We start from the raw sequence: 17,335 nt of genomic DNA, 5'->3' as shown, positions 1-17,335 counted from the left end.
CGCAGCCGGAAGCCGGGCGCGATGCGGTGCGGGTGGACGACGCTCGATCAGCGGCGCGCCGGCGGCCCGCGTCGGGTCTGCACCCTGCGGCGCAGCACGTTGGAAACCGGCCGCAGAAGAGGCTGCGCGATTGGCGCGAGCCGCAACGGCGCGGTGGCTGGCAGCGGTACCGGCCTGCGTGGCAGCCGGGACATCAGCACGGCAACCAGCAGGAACATCGCGCGCTCTGCGCCGGTCAGCACGGTGACCACGACGAGGGTGGCCAGCACGTGCGCGGCGAGCATGAGCTCCGGGCTGTCACCGGTGTGGCCGTGGACCTGCGGGTGGGAAACGGTCATCGAAAGGAGCGTGTGCATGGCCAGCTGTCCCGCGCCGACCAGGGCGAGAATCGTCCACGGACCGCGTTCGCGGCGACCAAACCCGGCAGCGATCAGTCCCATGAGCAGAACGGGCGGCACGAACACGGCAGGACCCGGCAGCGCAGCCCCGGCCTCGGCGTGTGCCAGCAACGCGAGTGCACCGGTCGAGATCCCCGCGACCCCGCCACGCAACAGCCTTCCTGAGCCGCGGGTGAGGGTCGGGGACATGTCCGGACGATAACCGTGGAACCGATCAAGCAGTACCGCAGGCAGGGGTCAGGGCGAGACAGAAATCGGGACAACGGTGAAGAGCGCTCTGGCGGCTGTGCTGGGGCGGCTGAGCGCGAAGGCCACCGCTTGACCTCAACCAATGTAGAGGTAACAGGATGGCCGAGAAGGCAATCAGAGAGGTGACCACGATGACGTTCACGCAGGAAGAAGCGGGCTACCTGAAGTCGCAGCGACTGGGCAGGCTGGCGACCGCGCAGCCGAACGGGACGCTGCAGGTGTCCCCGGTCGGATTCGGCCTCAACGAGGAGACCGGGACGATCGACATCGGCGGATACAACATGGCGACGAGCCAGAAGTTCCGAAACGTGGCCGCCAACGGCAGGGTGGCGTTCGTGGTCGACGACCTCGCGTCGATCGACCCGTGGCGGGTGCGTTGCCTCGAGATTCGCGGGTACGCCGAGGCGATCGAGAACCCGGCCGACAGCTCGGGGAACTTTCGCGGCCCGATCATCCGCATCCACCCGCAGCGCATCATCAGCTTCGGCATCGACGACCTGGAAACCGAGCCGCACGAACTGACACTCAACAAGCGCGACGTCGGCTGACGGAAGTCCCGCCCGTCCGCCGCCACGGGTGGTGTGGCTCAATGGCACTCGATGAAGAACAGTGGCGGAAGAGCAATGACCTGGCAGGAGTGGTCTGTCCTGCCGGCCGCCGTGATCATCTCCGTACTCGCCCGAGCCGGGCTCTACTACGACTGGCAGTTCCCCGCACGCCTCTGGTGGGAGAGCCTCATCTACGGAGTGCTGATCGGACTACTGCTGGTCTTCCTGTTCCGCTACCTCCGCCGCAGCCGCAGCCGCTGACCGAGCGACGGCCCGTTCGCACTTTCCCGGGAAAGTGCGATCACGGGTAGCGCGTCGTCGGGGTGCCGCGTCCACGACGCGGCCGTATCCGGACATGAAAAAACCGCCCTGACCTGGGTCGGGGCGGTTTTTTGTGGCTCTACGGAAGGTGGCCAGGGCCGGGGTCGAACCGGCGACCTTCCGCTTTTCAGGCGGACGCTCGTACCAACTGAGCTACCTGGCCGGTAACGCCGGCTAGTAGCCGAACGTAAAGCGACCCTGACGGGACTCGAACCCGCGACCTTCGCCGTGACAGGGCGACGCGCTAACCAACTGCGCCACAGGGCCTTACTTGTACTGCGTACTCCCAACGGGATTCGAACCCGCGTTGCCGCCTTGAAAGGGCGGAGTCCTAGGCCGCTGGACGATGGGAGCCCGGTCTGTTTCGGCGAGCCGGACGACCGTGCTCTCAGGTCCCCCCGGGAGCGATTACAAGCATAGGGCATCCGTCCACGCCCTTTACGACGGGGGCGCAAACCTGGCGTGAAGCTCTCCTACCTGGGCATTCTCCCCACATGTTCGCAGATTTCACCCTTGAGCGTATCGACATCGGCGACGTGGAGCTCCGCGTCCGGTGGGGCGGCTCGGGGCCCGCCGTACTCCTCCTCCACGGTCATCCCCGGACCCACACCACCTGGCACCGCGTCGCACCCCTGCTGAGCTCGGACTTCACCGTCGTCTGCCCTGACCTACGCGGCTACGGCCAGTCCTCGAAGCCCGCGACCACCGCCGATCACGCGCCCTACAGCAAGCGGGCGATGGCCGGCGACTGCGCGAAGCTGATGAGTGCGCTCGGTCACACCGGCTTCGCCGTGGCCGGCCACGATCGGGGCAGCTACGTGGCGTTCCGGCTCGCGCTCGACCATCCCGACCGGGTACGTGCGCTCGCCGCGCTCGACTGCGTACCCATCGGCGAGGCGCTCGCCCGCTGCGACGCCCGGTTCGCCAAGGCCTGGTACCACTGGTTCTTCTTCGCCCAGCCCGAGCACCCGGAGCGACTGATCAACGCCGACCCCGATCGGTGGTACGCCACCGGGTCGAAGAACTCACCGGAGCGACTCGGCGCGGAGAACTTCGCCGACTTCCACCGCGCCATCCACAACCCGAACACCGTCCGGGCGATGCTCGAGGACTACCGCGCCGGACTTGGTGTCGACCGCGCCGCCGACGACGCCGACAAGGCCGCCGGGCGGCGCATCCGCTGTCCGGTGCTCGCGCTGTGGTCCCTGCGGGACGACCTCGGCGACCTCTACGACGACATCGGCGCGATCTGGCGCGGCTGGGCCGACGACGTACGGACGGCGACGATCGACTCCGGTCATCACCTGGCCGAGGAGGCTCCGGAGCAGCTTGCGAACGAGTTGCGCACCTTCTTCCGCGACTGATCCGCGCGGCGGCAAACACTCATGCTCGCCCGGCCACCTCGTCCAGGACTCGCAGGCGCTGTCGCAACTCCACCTGCTCCGCGCCGTCGAGTGCCGCGGCCAGCAGCTCGCCCATCCGCTCGTCGGTCAGCCCCTCGGCTCGCCGCCACCGCTCGTGCAGATCCGGAACCGCCGAAGCCCGGGCAATCAACTCGTCCGCGGCCTCCGGCTGCCACGCCGTGCGCAGCAGCCGCCCGCGACCGCCTTCCGGATCCGCGACCACCGCTTCACTGATCGACAGCCCGACCGACCGCAGCGCGGCGAAGTGCAACCCGCCCCGGTACTCCCGCAACATCATCAGTCCGTGCGCCACGCGCTCGGGCTCGCCGGACGGCCACGCGGCACTGCGCCATCCCGAGAACAAGGCCAGTCCACTGGGGTCGGCACAGTCGACGAGCCGTCTCAGCAGGGCCGCCAATCGGCCGGGCTCCTCGACAGCCCCCAGGCGCGCTCGCGCCCATCTGCCGAGCGCCTCCCGATAGGCCTCGACCGCATCCGGCGCGGATATCGCCTGTACGGCCGCGGGCAGCAGCAGATCGAACAACCAGCCGGGAAAAATACCGAAGACGTCGGCAACCACCGCCGGAGCCGGGTCGCCGAGGACCGCCGAACGTCCGCGCAGGTACAGCGCCTTGGACCCGAGCCCGGCCTCCTGCTCGACCTCGGCCATCTCGGGAGCGGTCATGAAGGCGCCGCCCCAACGCTGGACGTATCCGCGTATGTCGCAGGCGAGCTCGGTGGATTCGCTGATGGTCGCGCCCTGGCTCATGCGTGACTCCTCTCGTCACGCATGACCGTAACACCGTTATCAAACTCGTCAACAGCGTATTCGGACAGAACGGGAGATCAGGACACGCTGGACAGAAGCAATCGATTGCCCGAAACGGCGTATCGCAGTACCTTTTCTTGGTGCTGCTCAGGCGCGCGACCAGGGGGTGCGCACCTGGGCAGCACCTGTTCGATCGCCTCTGCGCGGATCAGCGCTGCACTGGTGGATGCCCTTCGCCGTCCGGCGCGAGACCGAGCATGTCCAGCAGCTCGGCGCAGTCGTCGACGCCGTACGCACCCCGAGCCACGGCCAGTCTGGCCCGGCGCACCTGGTCGTCAGAGATGCGAGCGGCGTCGGCGGCACTCGTCCGCTGGGCCGGCACTCCACCGACCACGCCCTCGCCACCCTCCTGCCGCAGGAGGAACTGTCGAACTTCGAGAGACCCGCTCATTGCTCCTCCACGTGCGTCGGAATCACTTGGCCGCGAGGCTAGCGAGCACGCGAACCGCGTCACAGCCCCCCGGAGAGTGAACCTCCTGGCACTCTGCGTGGCTTGAGCCGCCATCCGGTCACTGTTGAAGATGAACGGTCGGCAACGAGCACATGACGGCACGGGAGGTTTTTTCCGCTCGTGCACTCGCCTAGGCGCGCCATGTCATGTAACAATCAACGTGCTGACACACCCCCGGTCAGCGCCTGTGGAGATCCCCTCCGGCCCCCGCGTTCCTCCCCCTGGCGCGGGGGCCTCTCCATGTCTGCACCTTGCACTGACTACTGACAGTCGCTGGCACATTGCCCCTCGCTGCTGCAGCTCAGCCAATCGGCCTAGAGATGTCGAGGTTTTTACGACACACCGTGTGGGACGTGTCACAAGGACGTTTCGGTCGAAACCTTACCGTTATCGTGTCGGGGTGCCTCTTCCATCACTAGGACGACTGAGCAGCCGGAGCGGCCCCAAGGCCGAGAGCCAGGGCCGCCATCGCAACGCCGCACCCACCGAGGCGGAGGAGGCGGCCGAGGACCACGAGCTGACCAGTTACCTCGCCGCACTCGCCCCCGACTCCGATGACCCGGAAAGCACGGGCAGCGGACGGCGTTTCGGCGAGGCCCAGGTCTTCCAGCTCCGGCTGAACCTCATCGCCAGCCAGCAACTCAAGGACATCGCCGCGGCCCGGGACACTTCTCCCCAGGCGCTGGCCCAGGAATGGATCCTGGAACGCCTCTCCTGGGAGGGGCAGGCCTCGGCCCAGCTGCGCCAGTTCGAGGAGCAGCACACCGAGGAGCACTTCTTCGATCAGCAGTGGCCGCAGCCGGTGGACAACCGCCACTGAGTCTGTCCGGCCCGGCAACGAGTTCGGGCCCCGGACGGATTTCTCCGCCGGGGCCCGAACACGTTACGGACAGCCGTTACAGGGCACGAACCTTCTGCGCCTGCGGGCCCTTCTGACCCTGACCGACCTCGAACTCAACGCGCTGGTTCTCCTCGAGAGTGCGGAAGCCGCGCCCCTCGATCTCCGAGTAGTGCACGAAAACGTCGCCTTCGCCACCATCCTGGGCGATGAAGCCGAAGCCCTTCTCGGCGTTGAACCACTTCACAGTGCCTTGCGCCACCGTCTTTACTCCTCGTTACAGATCCGCATCGGCCGTCACCGAGGTGGCGACCGGGCCGTCCCGGGCGGTTCCAACGAGTCGAGCAAAGAGCGCGTGTCCGGCTCTGGGCTCGCGTCAGAAGTTCCGCGAGTGTGAAGCCACGAACACGCAAAACGACGGCCTGCCGAAAAGCGTACCGGGATCTGGCGCGTTCCGGACCCCTCATCCAACGGTTGGACCAACGGCGTCAGTCGATCGGCGAACCATCTCCGCGCATACCCACCGCTCACTCCATAGAGTGACGCGAGTCACGGGCACTCGGGTCAACGCCGCTCCGCTCCGGTGCGTCATGTGTGAGTAACCGGGGAGAAGGGGGCAATCAGTGATCTTGTCGGCATCGTGGAGACGTCCGGCCGTCGCTACAACCAGGAGCGGGCACACATCCGGGCGTCGCAGGTCCCGTCGCAGCACTCCCGCCGCTTTGCTGCTCGCTCTGACGTTGGGTCTCGCGGCCTGCTCTGGCGATGCACCGGACAGCGCGTCGAGGCCCGCGGGCAATCCGGCACCCGCGGCCCCCGAAGCACAGGTGAGCACCGAGCCCGCCGACGGCGCGACGGGCGTGGCTCCGGCGGACCCCGTGCGGATCTCCGTCGCCGAGGGCACGCTGGCCTCGGTCGCACTGACGAACCCGGAGGGCAAGAAGGTCAGGGGCGAGGCGAGCGAGGACGACCACACCTGGACCGCCACGGAGCCGCTCGGCTACGGCAAGACCTACACCTGGTCGGGCACCGCGCTTGCCGGCGACGGCGGCGAAATCCCGATCAACGGATCGTTCACCACCGTGCAGCCACGGCAACTACTGCACGGTCAGCTCAACGTCGGCGACGACAAGACCTACGGCATCGCGATGCCGATCAGCATCACGTTCAGGGACGGCGCGGGCAATCCGGCCAAGGTCACCAACAAAGCCGCGATCGAGCAGGCGCTGACCGTCGAGTCCACGCCGAGCGCGGAAGGGTCGTGGGGCTGGCTGGAGAACGACACAGCGGTGCACTGGCGGCCGAAGGAGTACTGGCCGCCGCACACAAAGGTGAAACTCACCGCGAAGCTGTACGGCCTCGAGCTCGCCGAAGGTGCCTACGGGAAGGCCGACCTGACCGCCGATTTCGAGATCGGCCGCTCACAGATCGTCAAGGGCAACACCCAGACCCACCGGATGCAGGTGATCCGCGACGGCAAGCAGGTCGCGGACTACCCCGTCAGCTACGGGCTCGACTCCGATCCTGGCCGGGTGACCCGCAGCGGTACCCATGTGGTGATGACCAAGCACGCGAAGTACTTCATGAACAATCCGGGCTACGGCTACGAGGACTTCGAGGTCGACTGGGCGGTCCGGATCTCCAACAACGGCGAGTTCACCCACGCGGCCCCGTGGTCGGTGAGTGATCAGGGCAACAAAAATGTCTCCCACGGCTGCCTGAACCTGGCGCCGCAGGATGCCAAGGAGTACTTCGACAGCGCACTGACCGGGGATCCGGTCGAGATCGAGGGCAGCTCACAGCAACTCGGGCCGAGGGACGGCGCCTACCACGACTGGACCTACTCGTGGCCGGAGTGGACTGCGAAATCGGCGCTGACCAGCTAGAAGACGAATCGTCCTGTTTGTCACCACAGTTGCAGGCGGAACGATAATTTCCGACACTGTGCCTCCTCTGTAGGACGTTGTCCTAATGAAGTCCGGGAGGCCGTGCATGACCGATCAAGCAGTGCCCGCGGCCGCGGGTGAACCTGACACGGCCCCTTATGAGCCCGCGCCGAGCGATGTGCGCAAGGCGGTCGCCGGCTCGGCGATGGGCAACTGCATCGAGTGGTACGACTTCGGTGTCTTCGGCTTCATGCCGGCGATCCTCGGACAGGTCTTCTTCAACGCGGGCAGCACCTCGGAGGGTGCGCTCGCCACGTTCGCACTGCTCGCGGTCACCTTCGTCATCCGGCCGTTCGGCAGTTTCATCCTCGGGCCGCTCGGCGATCGGCTGGGCAGGCAGAAGGTCCTCGCCCTGACGGTCATCATGATGTCGGGCTCGACGTTCTGTATCGGCCTGCTGCCGTCGTGGGAGACGATCGGGCCCGCCGCAGCGGTGCTGGTCATCCTGCTGCGCGCGCTGCAGGGCTTCTCGGCAGGCGGCGAGTACGGCGGCGCCGCCACCTTCATCGCCGAGTACGCGCCGGACAAGAAGCGCGGTTTCCTCGGTAGCTGGCTGGAGTTCGGCACCCTCGTCGGCTTCTTCCTCGGCGCAGGCGTCGTCACGGTGTCCACCGTGGTTCTCGGCGACGAGGCGATGCGCGAGTGGGGCTGGCGGGTGCCGTTCCTGATCGCCGGCCCACTCGGCCTCGTCGGGCTCTACCTGCGAAACAAACTCGAGGACACGCCGGTGTTCCGCGAGGTGGAGAAGCAGAAGAAGGTCTCCAAGTCGCCGCTGCGGGAGCTGCTGACCAACCACTGGCGCTCGATCCTGCACCTGATCGGACTGGTGATCCTGCTCAACGTCGGTGACTGGATCATGCTCGCCTACGTCGAGACTTACCTGAAGAACGTGCTCGGCCTGGACGGCAACATCCCGCTGTTCATCGTCATGGGCGTCATCCTGGCCATGCTGGCGGTCATCGTTCCGCTGGGCAGCCTGTCCGACAAGATCGGCAGAAAACCCATCCTGATCGCGTGTTGTGGCGGGTTCCTGATGTTGCCGATCCCAGCTTTCAGCCTGATGCAGAACAGCAAGAACGGCGACGACGTCAACGTGCTCATGCTGGCGGGCGGACTGTCACTCATCGGCGCCTGCCTCGTGCTCTTCCTCTCCGTGGTGGCTTCCACGCTGCCCGCGATGTTCCCCACCCAGGTCCGCTACGGGGCCTTCTCCATCGGCTACAACGTCTCGACTGCCGCGTTCGCCGGTACCGCGCCCTACATCGTCGGCTCGCTGGTGACCTCGACCGGCAACACGCTCTGGCCCGCGTTCTATCTGATGGGGGCCGCCGCGATCGCCGCGATCCCGATTCTGCTGCTGCCCGAGACCAACGGCGTGTCCCTGCGCGGCATCATCAACTCGCGCAAGTGCAAGGCGGACAAGGAGCCGAAGACGGCGGCCGAGGTGCCCAGCAGCTGAACGGCGAGTGCCGAGGATCGCGTATGTCGTACGCCACCGCCGTGCGAGACCCGAAGTGGCGGCGGGTTAGCGTGAGTGGGTGAGCAAACAGGCACAGCAGTGGCCGCCGGTGGAGACCGAGCAGGCCACACCCCACCCGGACGCGCCGATCGCGGGCAGCAAGCTCGGCGTGCACTACGACGAGTGCTTCGGCTGCGGCGATGAGCAGGAAGCAGGGCTGCACCTGCAGTCGACGGTCGGCGAAGGTGCCACTGTGCGCTCCCAGTTCACCGTGACCGAGGCCCACCAGGGTGCGCCGGGCCTGGCCCACGGCGGACTGCTGGCCTGTGCGTTCGATGAGGCTCTCGGTTCCACCGTCGGCAACCTACTGCGCAGGCCCGCGGTGACCGGGCGACTGGAAACCGACTTCCGCAGGCCGGTTCCGGTGGGATCGACGCTGCACATCGTGGCCAAACTGGACGGTGTCGCGGGCCGCAAGATCTACGTCAGCGCCGACGGACACCTCGACGCGGAGGACGGGCCGGTCGCGGTGCGAGCGCGCGGCCTTTTCGTGACGGTCGAACTCGAGCACTTCACCTCGCACGGGGACGCCGATGCGCTGGAGAAGATGCGCGCGGCGGGCCGGGCCAAGCATGAGGACTGGGACATCAACCCCTGAGCGGACGCCTGGAAAGCTGTCGCAGACAAGCACTGATCAGTCCCGTAAGGGCCAGAACGAAAGGCGCCTTCGGTGCTGTTCTTCGTTGCGCTGAGCGCGATCGTCCTCCTGGTGCACGGCTACCTGTGGCGCAGACTTGTCCGCGATACGACCCGCAAGGGCGCGGCTCGCCGAGCCGGCACGGCGGTACTCGTCGCACTCGCGCTGTTGCTGGTCGCGGCGCTGGCGCTGGGCACCCGTATCGATCCCAGTATCGCCCAGTGGTTCGCCTGGCCGGGCTACCTCTGGCTAGCGGTGTTCTTCTACCTGCTGCTGATCCTGCTGGTCCTGGAGATACCCCGGTTCGCGCTGCGCGGTTGGCTGCGTCGGGGCGAGCGGGCCGAGTCTGGTGATTCTTCGGCGAACTCCAGGGAACTGAGCAGGCGGGACCTGCTCAGCCGCGGCTCCGCCGTGCTCGCCGGTGTCGTGTCGGTGGGCGTGGTCGGCTACGGCACCACAGTCGCGCTTGGCCCCCCGAGCATCACCAGGTTCCCGATCACGCTGCGGCGACTCGATCCGCGGGCGAGTGGCTTTCGGATGGCTCTGATCAGCGACATCCACCTCGGCCCGATCCTCGGGCGCTCGTTCACACAGCGCATCGTGGACCTCGTCAACTCCGAGCGTCCGGACGCTGTCGCGATCGTCGGCGACCTCGTGGACGGCGACGTGCCCGAGCTGGCCGACGCGGCGGCTCCGCTCGCAGAACTGCGCAGCACACACGGGACCTTCTTCGTCACCGGGAATCACGAGTACTACGTGGGTTACTCGCAATGGGTCGAGCACCTGCCCACACTCGGGATCAACGTCCTGCGCAACGAGCGCACGACGATCACCCACAACGGCGGCAGTTTCGAACTCGCCGGGGTGAACGACGCGACGGCAGACCAGTGGCAGGACGCGGCCGATGTCGATAAGGCGATGCGCGGGCGGGATCCGCAACGCGCGGCCGTCCTGCTGGCACACCAGCCCGTCGACGTGCAGGACGCCGTACGGGCCGATGTGGACCTGCAGCTGTCCGGGCATACGCACGGTGGCCAGCTGACCCCGTTCGAACTGGCGGTGAGTCTGCAACAGGGCGCGGTGGCCGGCTTCTACGAGATCGAAGGAACGAAGCTGTACGTCACGCGAGGTGCCGGATTCTGGGGCCCGCCCGTCCGCATCGGCGCTCCCCCGGACATCACGATCATCGAACTCCGCGCCGCACCTTGATCCATCCCCTCGCATTTTCCCGGGAAAGTGCGAGGGGGTGAGTGGGATCAGGTGAGGGTGCGGGGGCGGATCGAGTTGGCCCTGTCCACCAGTTCGATGCGCTGTTCGGCGCTGCCTGCCTGCCTGGCCAGCGTGCGGTAACACCGTTCGAGCCCGAATCGCAGGTCGCGTTCGGTCAGTTCGCAGCCGAGTACCTTCGCACCTGGCTGCTGCCTGCCCTGCCCCTGACCGGAACGCACCCAGTTGAACGCTGCCTCGAGGACCTCGGCGGAGAGCCGGGTCCTGCGTTCGGCGTCCAGGCTCAGCTGCTCCAGCCGGGCGGCGGCTTCCACGAGGTCCCGCTCGTGCACCGCGGCCGGTTCCCGGCCACCACCACCGCGGGCCTTGATCTTGATCGCTGCCACCTGCGCGGCGACATGGTGGGTCGAGGACGCGGGAATCGATTCGAGCACCTCGATGGCGCCGGCCTTACCGCCCTGCGCGAGATACACCCGCGCCAGGCCAAAGGCCGCGCTGACGTAGGAGTGATCGGTTCGCCACACGAGCTCGTAGAAGCGGGAGGCACCGAAGTAGTCGCCATTGGTCTCGGCACTGACGGCCAGCGCGAGTTTTGGCGCGATCTCGCCGGGAAGCTCGTCGTAGACGGCGTCGAAGGCGACCTGAGCGACCCTGGGCCGGTTGCCCGCCAACTCGATCAGGCCGCGATACCAGTCGATGCGCCAGTCGTGCGGGTACCCGGCCTTGATGGCGAGATACTGCGCGGCCTGCAACTGGCGGTTCGCCTCGGCGAGCTCACCGAGTTCGATCCGGGCTCGCACGATGCGCAGCCGCACCTCGATCGACTCTCGTGGGGCACCCGCGAGCGAGGCGATGGCGGTATGCGGATCCAGCGCCGAGGTCGTCGCGAGCACACCCGCCCCGGGGTCGTCGGTGTCCACCTGTGGCACCGGTAACCCGGCGATCACCTCGGACGGCGCGGGCAGTGGCACGCTGTGGCCTGCCTCCGGCACCACCATGTCCACGCCGAAGGTCCTGCTCTCCGGGCCGTACACAGTGGACGAACCAGGGCGAGGTCTTCCGGTGCCGAGCGCCATGATCTCGCGCAACACACCGGTGAGCTGATCGGCCATGTCCTCGGCCGAGATGAACCGGCGGTCCGGATCGGGATGGGTCGCCCTGCGCAGGAACCGATGGTACGAACCGAACAGGGCGAACAGCGGCACCTCCTCGGCGGAAGGCAGACTGTTCTTGTACTTGCTGGTGTAGCCGGTGAATTCGAAGCTCAGTACGGCCAGTGTCCGGCCAACCGTATAGAGGTCCGAGGCCACGGACGCGCCCTGTTTGGGCAGTTCGGGGGCGCTGTAACCGGTGGTGAAGAACAACGGGCTCTCGTAGTCGTCCGCCCGGCGGACGGCCCCCATGTCGATCAGCTTGAGCTGCTCGTGGGTCTGGATCACGTTGTCCGGTTTGAGATCGCAGTAGAGCAGGCCCTGCCCGTGCAGGTAGCCGAGTGCGGGCAGAATCTCCAGCCCGTAGGCGATCACCTGGCCGATGGGCAACGGCTCGGCCCTGCCGGTCTCGCGGTGGTGCGCGAGCGCGAGCTGGCGCAGCGACTGACCGCCCACGTACTCCATGACGATATAACCGACGGTGGTGCCGGAATGGGCATCCGGATGCTGCACGAAGTTGTAGATCTTGACGATATTCGGGTGCTCGACCTCGGCGAGGAAGCGCTGCTCGTTCACCGCGGCTGCCATCGCCGTGGCGTCACCGGTGTCGATCAATCCTTTGAGGACAACCCAGCGATCGCTGACGTTGTGGTCCTGCGCCAGGTAGATCCACCCGAGGCCACCGTAGGCCAGCGCGCCGAGCACCTCGTACTGGCCGCCGACGATCTCCTGTGGACGCAACTTCGGGATGAAGGAGAAGGGAGTGCCACAGTCGGCACAGACTCCCTCGCGCTCGCCCGGCTGACCGTCCTTGCCACGGCCCACCTTCGCACCGCAGTTGCTGCAGAAACGCTTTTCCTCGGAAACCACCGGATCGGCCAGTACCGCGGAGGCCGGATCCCGGTAGGGCACCTGCGGCACCTCGACCAGTCCCGCGCCGAGTCGGCCACGCCGCGAGCGGCGGGAGGACGTGCGCCGGGAGGTACCGGGAAACGCACCGGATCCAGTACCTGCCCCGGTGCCGGATCCAGTACCGGATCCGGTCCCGCTGCCGGTGCCGGAACCACTGCCGCGTCCCGAACCAGGGTGGATGCCGTCGCTGGTGCTGCGGGGCAGCACGCTCTCGGTGCCCGGGTCCGGCAGCACGAGCGGGTCGGCGGCCTGTGTGGGGGCGGGTGGGCGGACGCTCTGGGTCGCCGGCGCGGCTACCGACAGCACACTGGTCGGCTGTGGTTCCGCACCTGGTTGCCGCACCTGGGGTAGCTGCCAGAGTGCGGGTGGGCGCTGCGGCTGCGACGAGGACTCGCGCTCGTCGTCCGGTACGGCATGCCGTGGTTGCGGCTCATCCGTCACTACGTGTCACCCCTACTTGTACTTCGCGGCGGGCGGCTGGGCCGAACCGAGCGGGCCCGCGAGCCAGCGGTCGTAGCTCTTCTGCCACTCGCCGCCCCGGACGTCCTCCAGGACCGCGTTGACGAACCGCACCATGTCCTTGTCCTCCTTCGGGATGCCGATCCCGTAAGGCTCTTCGGTGAACCGCTCGCCGACGATCTTGGTCGTCGGGTCCTGCTGGGCCATGCCCGCGAGAATCGTGTCGTCGGTGGAGATCGCCTCGACCTGCCCCTGCTGCATCATCACCAGGCAGTCGGACCAATCGTCCACCTGAATGGGGATCGGCTTGCGCTCCGCCTTCGCGATGTTCTTCAACGAAGTGGATCCCTTGCTGGCACACACCTTCTGGCCTTCAAGGTCGGCAAGAGTCCGCACATCGGAGTTCTCGTCGACCAGGATTCGCTGACCCGCGACGTAGTAGACCGAGGAGAAGTTGATTTCCTTGAGCCGTTCACAGTTGATCGTCATCGTGCGAACCACGATGTCGACGTCGCCGGCGGTGAGCGCCGGTATGCGCTGGGCGGAGGTGACGGCCCTGAACCGGATCTTGCCGGGGTCACCGAAGATCGCCTTGGCCACGGCCTTGGCCATGTCGATGTCGAAGCCCTCAAGAGTGCCGGTCGTCGGGTTACGGAAGCCGAAGAGGAAGGTGTTCTGATCCACACCCGCGACCAGGTAGCCGCGCTCCCTGATCTCGTCCATTGTGGATCCGCTGGGAATTCCGCCCTGCGGTGGCAGACTCGCCGTGGCGTTGCAGTCCTCGGCCGCGGCCCCCTCGACATCCACCTGAGCAGGCCCGGCGTTGGCTGGCTTCGGCTGCTCCACCGAACCCACCGGAGCCGGATCCACCGGCGCGCCAGGGGATCCGCAGCCGGCGGCGACCACAGCCAGCGCCGACACCACCGCCACGAGCCGCTTCACACCCACACTCCTCACCCGCACTGAACTCGCCCGTCCCCGGCTCATCGGTACTCCAGCAGACGTTCCCGGATGCCCATGGTCGCGCCGAGGGCCGCGATCACGGCAAGGACCGCGAACCCGGGTGTCAGCAGTATCAACGCCCGCGAGCCGTTGGTCGTGTCGTCGAGGAAGGCCTGCCGCGCCACGCCGATGGCCTTGGAGAGGTCGTTGTCGAGCCGGGAGAACGCCGCTGCCGCGCTGGCCTCGTCCTGGCCGTCGATCGCCATGGTCACCGCGCTGGCGTGGTCGCCGGTGTCGTCGCGCTCCCGCAACTCCGTGTGCGCCGCTAGCCAGGCTGCCGCGTTCTCCGTTGCCCGGTCGAGATGCTGGGTCGCCTCCTGGCCGTCGGCGCGGTCCCTGGCCTCCTGTAACAACCCGCTGCGCCCGTCCGGACCGGCAAGCTGAGTGGCCAGTTGCCCGAACTCCTTCTCGTAGTCCGAACCTCCGCCCCTGGCCACCAGGGTCAGGGTCTCGTCCGCGCGGGCCTGCAGTGCGGCGATCCTTGCCCGCACGAGGACGTCGACCTGCTCGGTGCCGTCCTCGCTACCGCTGCTGACCAGCACGCTCTGCACGGTCATCGCGACCGTGCTCCAGAGGATCGCGATCCCGACGGCGACGGTCGCGATGACCAGGCCGACGTTGAACACGCGATTGGTCCTGCGGCGCAGATAGACCTGTGTGTAGATCAATGCGCCCAGCAGGCCGAACGTCAGCAGTGCGGTGATCCAGGGGAAGTCCGTCGCGTCGTCCTGCTCGGCGAAGAGGCGCTCGGTGTCGATCCGGTAGAGACTCTCCGCGGCGGGCAGGATGGTGGCCCGCATGAGTTCCGATGCCTCGCGCAAGTAGGACGCGCCCGCGGGGAAGCCCTGCCGGTTGTTCGCCCGTGCGGTCTCGACCAGTCCGGCGTAGACCGGTAGCCGCTGGCTGATGATGTTCACCTGTTCGGCGGCCGCGGGAACACCGGCCGAGTCGGACGCGGCCTTGGCGAGCGCGGCGCCTGCCCTGGCGATGTCCTGCTCGTACCTGCTGCGAAGCTCGGGTGGCTCGGCGCCGATCGAGAGGAAGGCGCTCGCCGCTGTCGCGTCCGCATCGGACAGCGAGCGGTAGACCTCCTGCGCTGCGGCGGCCAGTGGTTCGCGGTGGTCGATCAGCCCGTCGATCGTGTCCTTCTTGTCCTGCACGGCGAACGCGCCGACAAGTGCGGTCAGCAACGCGAGCACCACAAGGCCGACGGCGATCACCGAGAGCCGGCCCGGTGTGCTGCCCGCGGAGCGTACGACCGATCGATACGCCTGCCCTGGTAGGTCGAGCATCCCGGCGAGGCCGGACCTGGCCCCGGGATCTCGGCGGCCTGCGGGTTCCATGGCGGCGCCGGCGGGCGGCTCGGTGCCTCCATAGGCCCCGGCGCGGGTCGCGGTGCTCGTCATCGTGTCCATCCTCCCAGTGCCGACACCGGATGAAGGTATCCGAGAGCGCACGGCCACGAGACGGTTACCTCCGCATTGGGGCGGAGTTGATGCGGTATGGATGCCTACCGGCCGGAGACGGGCAGGCGAAGAGGTTGTGCGACCCCGAAAAGAAACGGAGCCGCCACCTCGAGTGAGGTGGCGGCTCCGTTTGTTAAGGCGTTGGGGTCAGATAACGCTGACCGAGGTGGCCTGGGGGCCCTTCTGGCCCTGGCCGATCTCGAACTCAACGCGGGCGTTCTCCTCCAGGGTGCGGAAGCCGTTGCCCTGGATCTCCGAGTAGTGGACGAAGACGTCGCCGCCGCCGTTGTCCGGGGTAATGAAGCCAAACCCCTTCTCGGAGTTGAACCACTTTACAGTGCCCTGCGTCATGAAAAATCTCCTGTATGACAAAAAATAAGGATGACATCAGCTCCGACAAGCCGTCGCTGACGTCGTAATAAGTCAAGCACACCCGGTCGGCAAAAGCCAATGTTTTCCAGCCGAACGGGTGTGTGATAACCCTCTTGCACTATTCGGCAGGACGGGAGTTGCCTTCCCCGAAGGGCGAGCGCCGCATGGCGTCGCGTGCCTCGGTGGAGTGCAGGGCGTCACCCTGCGTCGTGTCCGAAGTGCCTTCAGGGGCACTGAACCGGACCGGAGCGACGCCCGACTGGCGGGCGTGGTCCTGCTGTGTCGTCTCTGTGGACATGTGTTCTCCCAATCGAGAATGACGGGCGCAACTGAACGCGCCCGGAAGATGTTGCGAGGCTCGCCGCCGACACTCAGCGTGCCGTCGAGATGCGGTCGAGCCTGGTGGGCGTCGGCCACCGCACATTCGAGGCCCAGCCGAGCTTTTCGAAGATCCAGATCACCCGCGCGGAGATGTCGATCTGCCCCCGCAGCACTCCGTGCCTGGCGCAGGTCGGGTCCGCGTGGTGCAGGTTGTGCCACGACTCGCCGAACGAGATGATGGCCAGCGGCCAGAAGTTGGCCGCCTTGTCCCTGCTGGTGAACGGCCGCTCGCCGAGCATGTGGCAGATCGAGTTCACCGACCAGGTCACGTGGTGCAGCAGTGCGACGCGGACGAAGCCTGCCCAGAAGACGGCGGTCACCCCGCCCCACACCGACCAGGTGATGAGGCCACCCAGCAAGCCGGGCAGCAGGAAGGTCGCCAACGTCCACACCGGGAACAGCCGGTCCACGGTGCGCAGGTCGCTGTCCGCGACGAGGTCGGGCGCGAAGCGCTCGGCGTTGGTCACGTCCCTGCTGAACAGCCAGCCCATGTGTGCATGCCAGAAACCCTTGGCCAGTGCGGCCGGCCCGGTTCCGAACAGCCACGGGGAGTGGGGGTCACCCGCACGATCGGAGTAGGCGTGGTGCCTGCGGTGATCGGCGACCCAGGTGGTCGTCGGCCCCTGCGCGGCCATGTTGCCCGCGATCGCGAGCGCGATCCGCAGTGGACGCTTGGCCTTGAAGGAACCGTGGGTGAAGTGCCGATGGAAGCCGGCGGTCACACCGAGTCCGGTCACCACGAAGAAGAAGGCACCGAGACCGATGTCGACCCAGCTGAGTCCCCAGCCCCAGGCGAAGGGCACCGCGGCCACGATCGCCAGCAGCGGCAGCAGCACGAACGCGGTGACCAGCACGTGTTCGGACGTCGGGCGCGGCGCGGCGAGCATGGGCTTCGGCGTACGGGCTGCCGGGGGATCTGGCTTGGTCGGTGTCTCGGTTGCGGACATGCACACCTCTGGTTTTTCTGGCGCCCAGAACTAGGTCACCGCGAATATGCGAATAGGCTTGACAAAGCCACAGCGCAAATTGCGTCAGGACTTACGTCAAGAGCAGGAGTGTCAATAGCACGAAGGTGAATTCAGAAACTACGCAATTCCTTACGCAATCGCCCCGCCGACAAATGAAGTTCTCATTGGGGCGCCGGTGGTGTACCCACGCCGTCGGGGTGGCTCCGATCTACCGAGCGGTCGTGCCGCGAACCTGCCTACACTTCCGACGGTACCCGA

The 17,335-nt window shown here is 67.1% G+C and carries 18 protein-coding genes and 3 tRNA genes; 8 read left to right on the top strand and 13 right to left on the bottom strand.

Annotated elements, in window-relative coordinates:
- Window positions 1–47 precede the first annotated feature (47 nt).
- Window positions 48–587, bottom strand: coding sequence for a hypothetical protein (locus D0C15_RS18050; RefSeq protein ID WP_245975929.1), 540 nt, complete (start codon window positions 585–587; stop codon window positions 48–50).
- A gap of 158 nt (window positions 588–745) precedes the next feature.
- Between D0C15_RS18050 and D0C15_RS18045 the strand changes: the two genes are divergently transcribed.
- Both D0C15_RS18045 and D0C15_RS18040 read left to right on the top strand, forming a co-directional pair.
- On the top strand, window positions 746–1,195 hold the full coding sequence (locus D0C15_RS18045) for a PPOX class F420-dependent oxidoreductase (protein WP_245975927.1): 450 nt from the start codon (window positions 746–748) through the stop codon (window positions 1,193–1,195).
- Window positions 1,196–1,270: 75 nt separating this feature from the next.
- On the top strand, window positions 1,271–1,456 hold the full coding sequence (locus tag D0C15_RS18040; RefSeq protein WP_116046851.1) for a hypothetical protein: 186 nt from the start codon (window positions 1,271–1,273) through the stop codon (window positions 1,454–1,456).
- A gap of 149 nt (window positions 1,457–1,605) precedes the next feature.
- On the opposite strand, the gene D0C15_RS18035 is transcribed toward D0C15_RS18040, so the two are convergent.
- From D0C15_RS18035 to D0C15_RS18025, 3 genes are all read right to left on the bottom strand, one after another.
- Window positions 1,606–1,679: transfer RNA gene (locus tag D0C15_RS18035), tRNA-Phe, on the bottom strand.
- A gap of 30 nt (window positions 1,680–1,709) precedes the next feature.
- Window positions 1,710–1,783 (bottom strand) — tRNA-Asp (locus D0C15_RS18030).
- Window positions 1,784–1,797: 14 nt separating this feature from the next.
- Window positions 1,798–1,870, bottom strand: a tRNA-Glu gene (locus D0C15_RS18025).
- A 140-nt stretch (window positions 1,871–2,010) separates the two neighbouring features.
- Here D0C15_RS18025 and D0C15_RS18020 point away from each other — a divergent pair.
- On the top strand, window positions 2,011–2,880 hold the full coding sequence (locus D0C15_RS18020; RefSeq protein WP_116046849.1) for an alpha/beta fold hydrolase: 870 nt from the start codon (window positions 2,011–2,013) through the stop codon (window positions 2,878–2,880).
- 19 nt (window positions 2,881–2,899) lie between these two features.
- On the opposite strand, the gene D0C15_RS18015 is transcribed toward D0C15_RS18020, so the two are convergent.
- A complete protein-coding gene (locus D0C15_RS18015; RefSeq protein WP_116046847.1) occupies window positions 2,900–3,688 on the bottom strand; it encodes an SCO6745 family protein in 789 nt (262 codons plus the stop codon).
- A 208-nt stretch (window positions 3,689–3,896) separates the two neighbouring features.
- Window positions 3,897–4,139 (bottom strand): hypothetical protein, encoded by a 243-nt coding sequence (locus D0C15_RS18010; RefSeq protein ID WP_116046845.1) that lies wholly within the window; start codon window positions 4,137–4,139, stop codon window positions 3,897–3,899.
- Between the two features lie 460 nt (window positions 4,140–4,599).
- Between D0C15_RS18010 and D0C15_RS18005 the strand changes: the two genes are divergently transcribed.
- The gene (locus tag D0C15_RS18005) at window positions 4,600–5,019 is read left to right on the top strand and encodes a hypothetical protein (RefSeq protein WP_116046843.1); all 420 of its coding nucleotides are present in this window, start codon (window positions 4,600–4,602) and stop codon (window positions 5,017–5,019) included.
- A gap of 76 nt (window positions 5,020–5,095) precedes the next feature.
- Here D0C15_RS18005 and D0C15_RS18000 read toward each other — a convergent pair whose 3' ends face one another.
- Window positions 5,096–5,299 carry a cold-shock protein gene (locus tag D0C15_RS18000; RefSeq protein WP_009156738.1) on the bottom strand — a complete coding sequence of 68 codons (204 nt, stop codon included), beginning with the start codon at window positions 5,297–5,299 and terminating at the stop codon, window positions 5,096–5,098.
- A gap of 460 nt (window positions 5,300–5,759) precedes the next feature.
- On the opposite strand from D0C15_RS18000, the gene D0C15_RS17995 reads away from it, so the two are divergent.
- The 4 genes from D0C15_RS17995 (at window position 5,760) to D0C15_RS17980 (ending at window position 10,348) form a co-directional block, all read left to right on the top strand.
- Entirely contained in the window at window positions 5,760–6,923 is a 1,164-nt protein-coding gene (locus D0C15_RS17995; RefSeq protein ID WP_116046841.1) for a L,D-transpeptidase, read from the top strand.
- Between the two features lie 106 nt (window positions 6,924–7,029).
- Window positions 7,030–8,442 (top strand): MFS transporter, encoded by a 1,413-nt coding sequence (locus D0C15_RS17990; protein WP_116046839.1) that lies wholly within the window; start codon window positions 7,030–7,032, stop codon window positions 8,440–8,442.
- Window positions 8,443–8,521: 79 nt separating this feature from the next.
- The gene (locus D0C15_RS17985; protein ID WP_211323248.1) at window positions 8,522–9,100 is read left to right on the top strand and encodes a PaaI family thioesterase; all 579 of its coding nucleotides are present in this window, start codon (window positions 8,522–8,524) and stop codon (window positions 9,098–9,100) included.
- Between the two features lie 75 nt (window positions 9,101–9,175).
- Window positions 9,176–10,348 (top strand): metallophosphoesterase, encoded by a 1,173-nt coding sequence (locus D0C15_RS17980; RefSeq protein ID WP_116046976.1) that lies wholly within the window; start codon window positions 9,176–9,178, stop codon window positions 10,346–10,348.
- A 47-nt stretch (window positions 10,349–10,395) separates the two neighbouring features.
- Here the strand turns inward: D0C15_RS17980 and D0C15_RS17975 are convergent, their stop codons facing one another.
- The 6 genes from D0C15_RS17975 to D0C15_RS17950 form a co-directional block, all read right to left on the bottom strand.
- Window positions 10,396–12,870: a serine/threonine-protein kinase gene (locus D0C15_RS17975; RefSeq protein ID WP_116046837.1), complete on the bottom strand. Its 2,475-nt coding sequence runs from the start codon at window positions 12,868–12,870 to the stop codon at window positions 10,396–10,398.
- Window positions 12,871–12,882: 12 nt separating this feature from the next.
- Complete coding sequence (locus tag D0C15_RS17970; protein ID WP_116046835.1) at window positions 12,883–13,875, bottom strand: glutamate ABC transporter substrate-binding protein; 993 nt, start codon at window positions 13,873–13,875, stop codon at window positions 12,883–12,885.
- Entirely contained in the window at window positions 13,872–15,296 is a 1,425-nt protein-coding gene (locus D0C15_RS17965) for a hypothetical protein (RefSeq protein ID WP_116046832.1), read from the bottom strand. The genes D0C15_RS17970 and D0C15_RS17965 overlap by 4 nt, the downstream gene beginning before the upstream one ends.
- Before the next feature lie 207 nt (window positions 15,297–15,503).
- Window positions 15,504–15,707: a cold-shock protein gene (locus D0C15_RS17960; RefSeq protein ID WP_116046830.1), complete on the bottom strand. Its 204-nt coding sequence runs from the start codon at window positions 15,705–15,707 to the stop codon at window positions 15,504–15,506.
- 139 nt (window positions 15,708–15,846) lie between these two features.
- Window positions 15,847–16,026 (bottom strand): hypothetical protein, encoded by a 180-nt coding sequence (locus D0C15_RS17955; protein WP_116046827.1) that lies wholly within the window; start codon window positions 16,024–16,026, stop codon window positions 15,847–15,849.
- Between the two features lie 73 nt (window positions 16,027–16,099).
- Window positions 16,100–17,056 (bottom strand): acyl-CoA desaturase, encoded by a 957-nt coding sequence (locus tag D0C15_RS17950; protein WP_116046825.1) that lies wholly within the window; start codon window positions 17,054–17,056, stop codon window positions 16,100–16,102.
- Between the last annotated feature and the right edge of the window lie 279 nt (window positions 17,057–17,335).

The organism is Amycolatopsis palatopharyngis (assembly GCF_003385185.1).
Taxonomy (GTDB): Bacteria; Actinomycetota; Actinomycetes; order Mycobacteriales; family Pseudonocardiaceae; genus Amycolatopsis; species Amycolatopsis palatopharyngis.
The sequence above is the reverse complement of the archived record's forward strand: the minus strand, read 5'-3'. Positions and strand labels throughout refer to the sequence as shown.

Excerpts from the sequence above, each read along its gene's own strand:
- D0C15_RS18050 (WP_245975929.1), bottom strand. The coding sequence starts at position 587 with ATGTCCCCGACCCTCACCCGCGGCTCAGGAAGGCTGTTGCGTGGCGGG.
- D0C15_RS18045 (WP_245975927.1), top strand. The coding sequence starts at position 746 with ATGGCCGAGAAGGCAATCAGAGAGGTGACCACGATGACGTTCACGCAG.
- D0C15_RS18040 (WP_116046851.1), top strand. The coding sequence starts at position 1,271 with ATGACCTGGCAGGAGTGGTCTGTCCTGCCGGCCGCCGTGATCATCTCC.
- D0C15_RS18020 (WP_116046849.1), top strand. The coding sequence starts at position 2,011 with ATGTTCGCAGATTTCACCCTTGAGCGTATCGACATCGGCGACGTGGAG.
- D0C15_RS18015 (WP_116046847.1), bottom strand. The coding sequence starts at position 3,688 with ATGAGCCAGGGCGCGACCATCAGCGAATCCACCGAGCTCGCCTGCGAC.
- D0C15_RS18010 (WP_116046845.1), bottom strand. The coding sequence starts at position 4,139 with ATGAGCGGGTCTCTCGAAGTTCGACAGTTCCTCCTGCGGCAGGAGGGT.
- D0C15_RS17990 (WP_116046839.1), top strand. The coding sequence starts at position 7,030 with ATGACCGATCAAGCAGTGCCCGCGGCCGCGGGTGAACCTGACACGGCC.
- D0C15_RS17970 (WP_116046835.1), bottom strand. The coding sequence starts at position 13,875 with ATGAGCCGGGGACGGGCGAGTTCAGTGCGGGTGAGGAGTGTGGGTGTG.
- D0C15_RS17965 (WP_116046832.1), bottom strand. The coding sequence starts at position 15,296 with ATGACGAGCACCGCGACCCGCGCCGGGGCCTATGGAGGCACCGAGCCG.
- D0C15_RS17960 (WP_116046830.1), bottom strand. The coding sequence starts at position 15,707 with ATGACGCAGGGCACTGTAAAGTGGTTCAACTCCGAGAAGGGGTTTGGC.
- D0C15_RS17955 (WP_116046827.1), bottom strand. The coding sequence starts at position 16,026 with ATGTCCACAGAGACGACACAGCAGGACCACGCCCGCCAGTCGGGCGTC.
- D0C15_RS17950 (WP_116046825.1), bottom strand. The coding sequence starts at position 17,056 with ATGTCCGCAACCGAGACACCGACCAAGCCAGATCCCCCGGCAGCCCGT.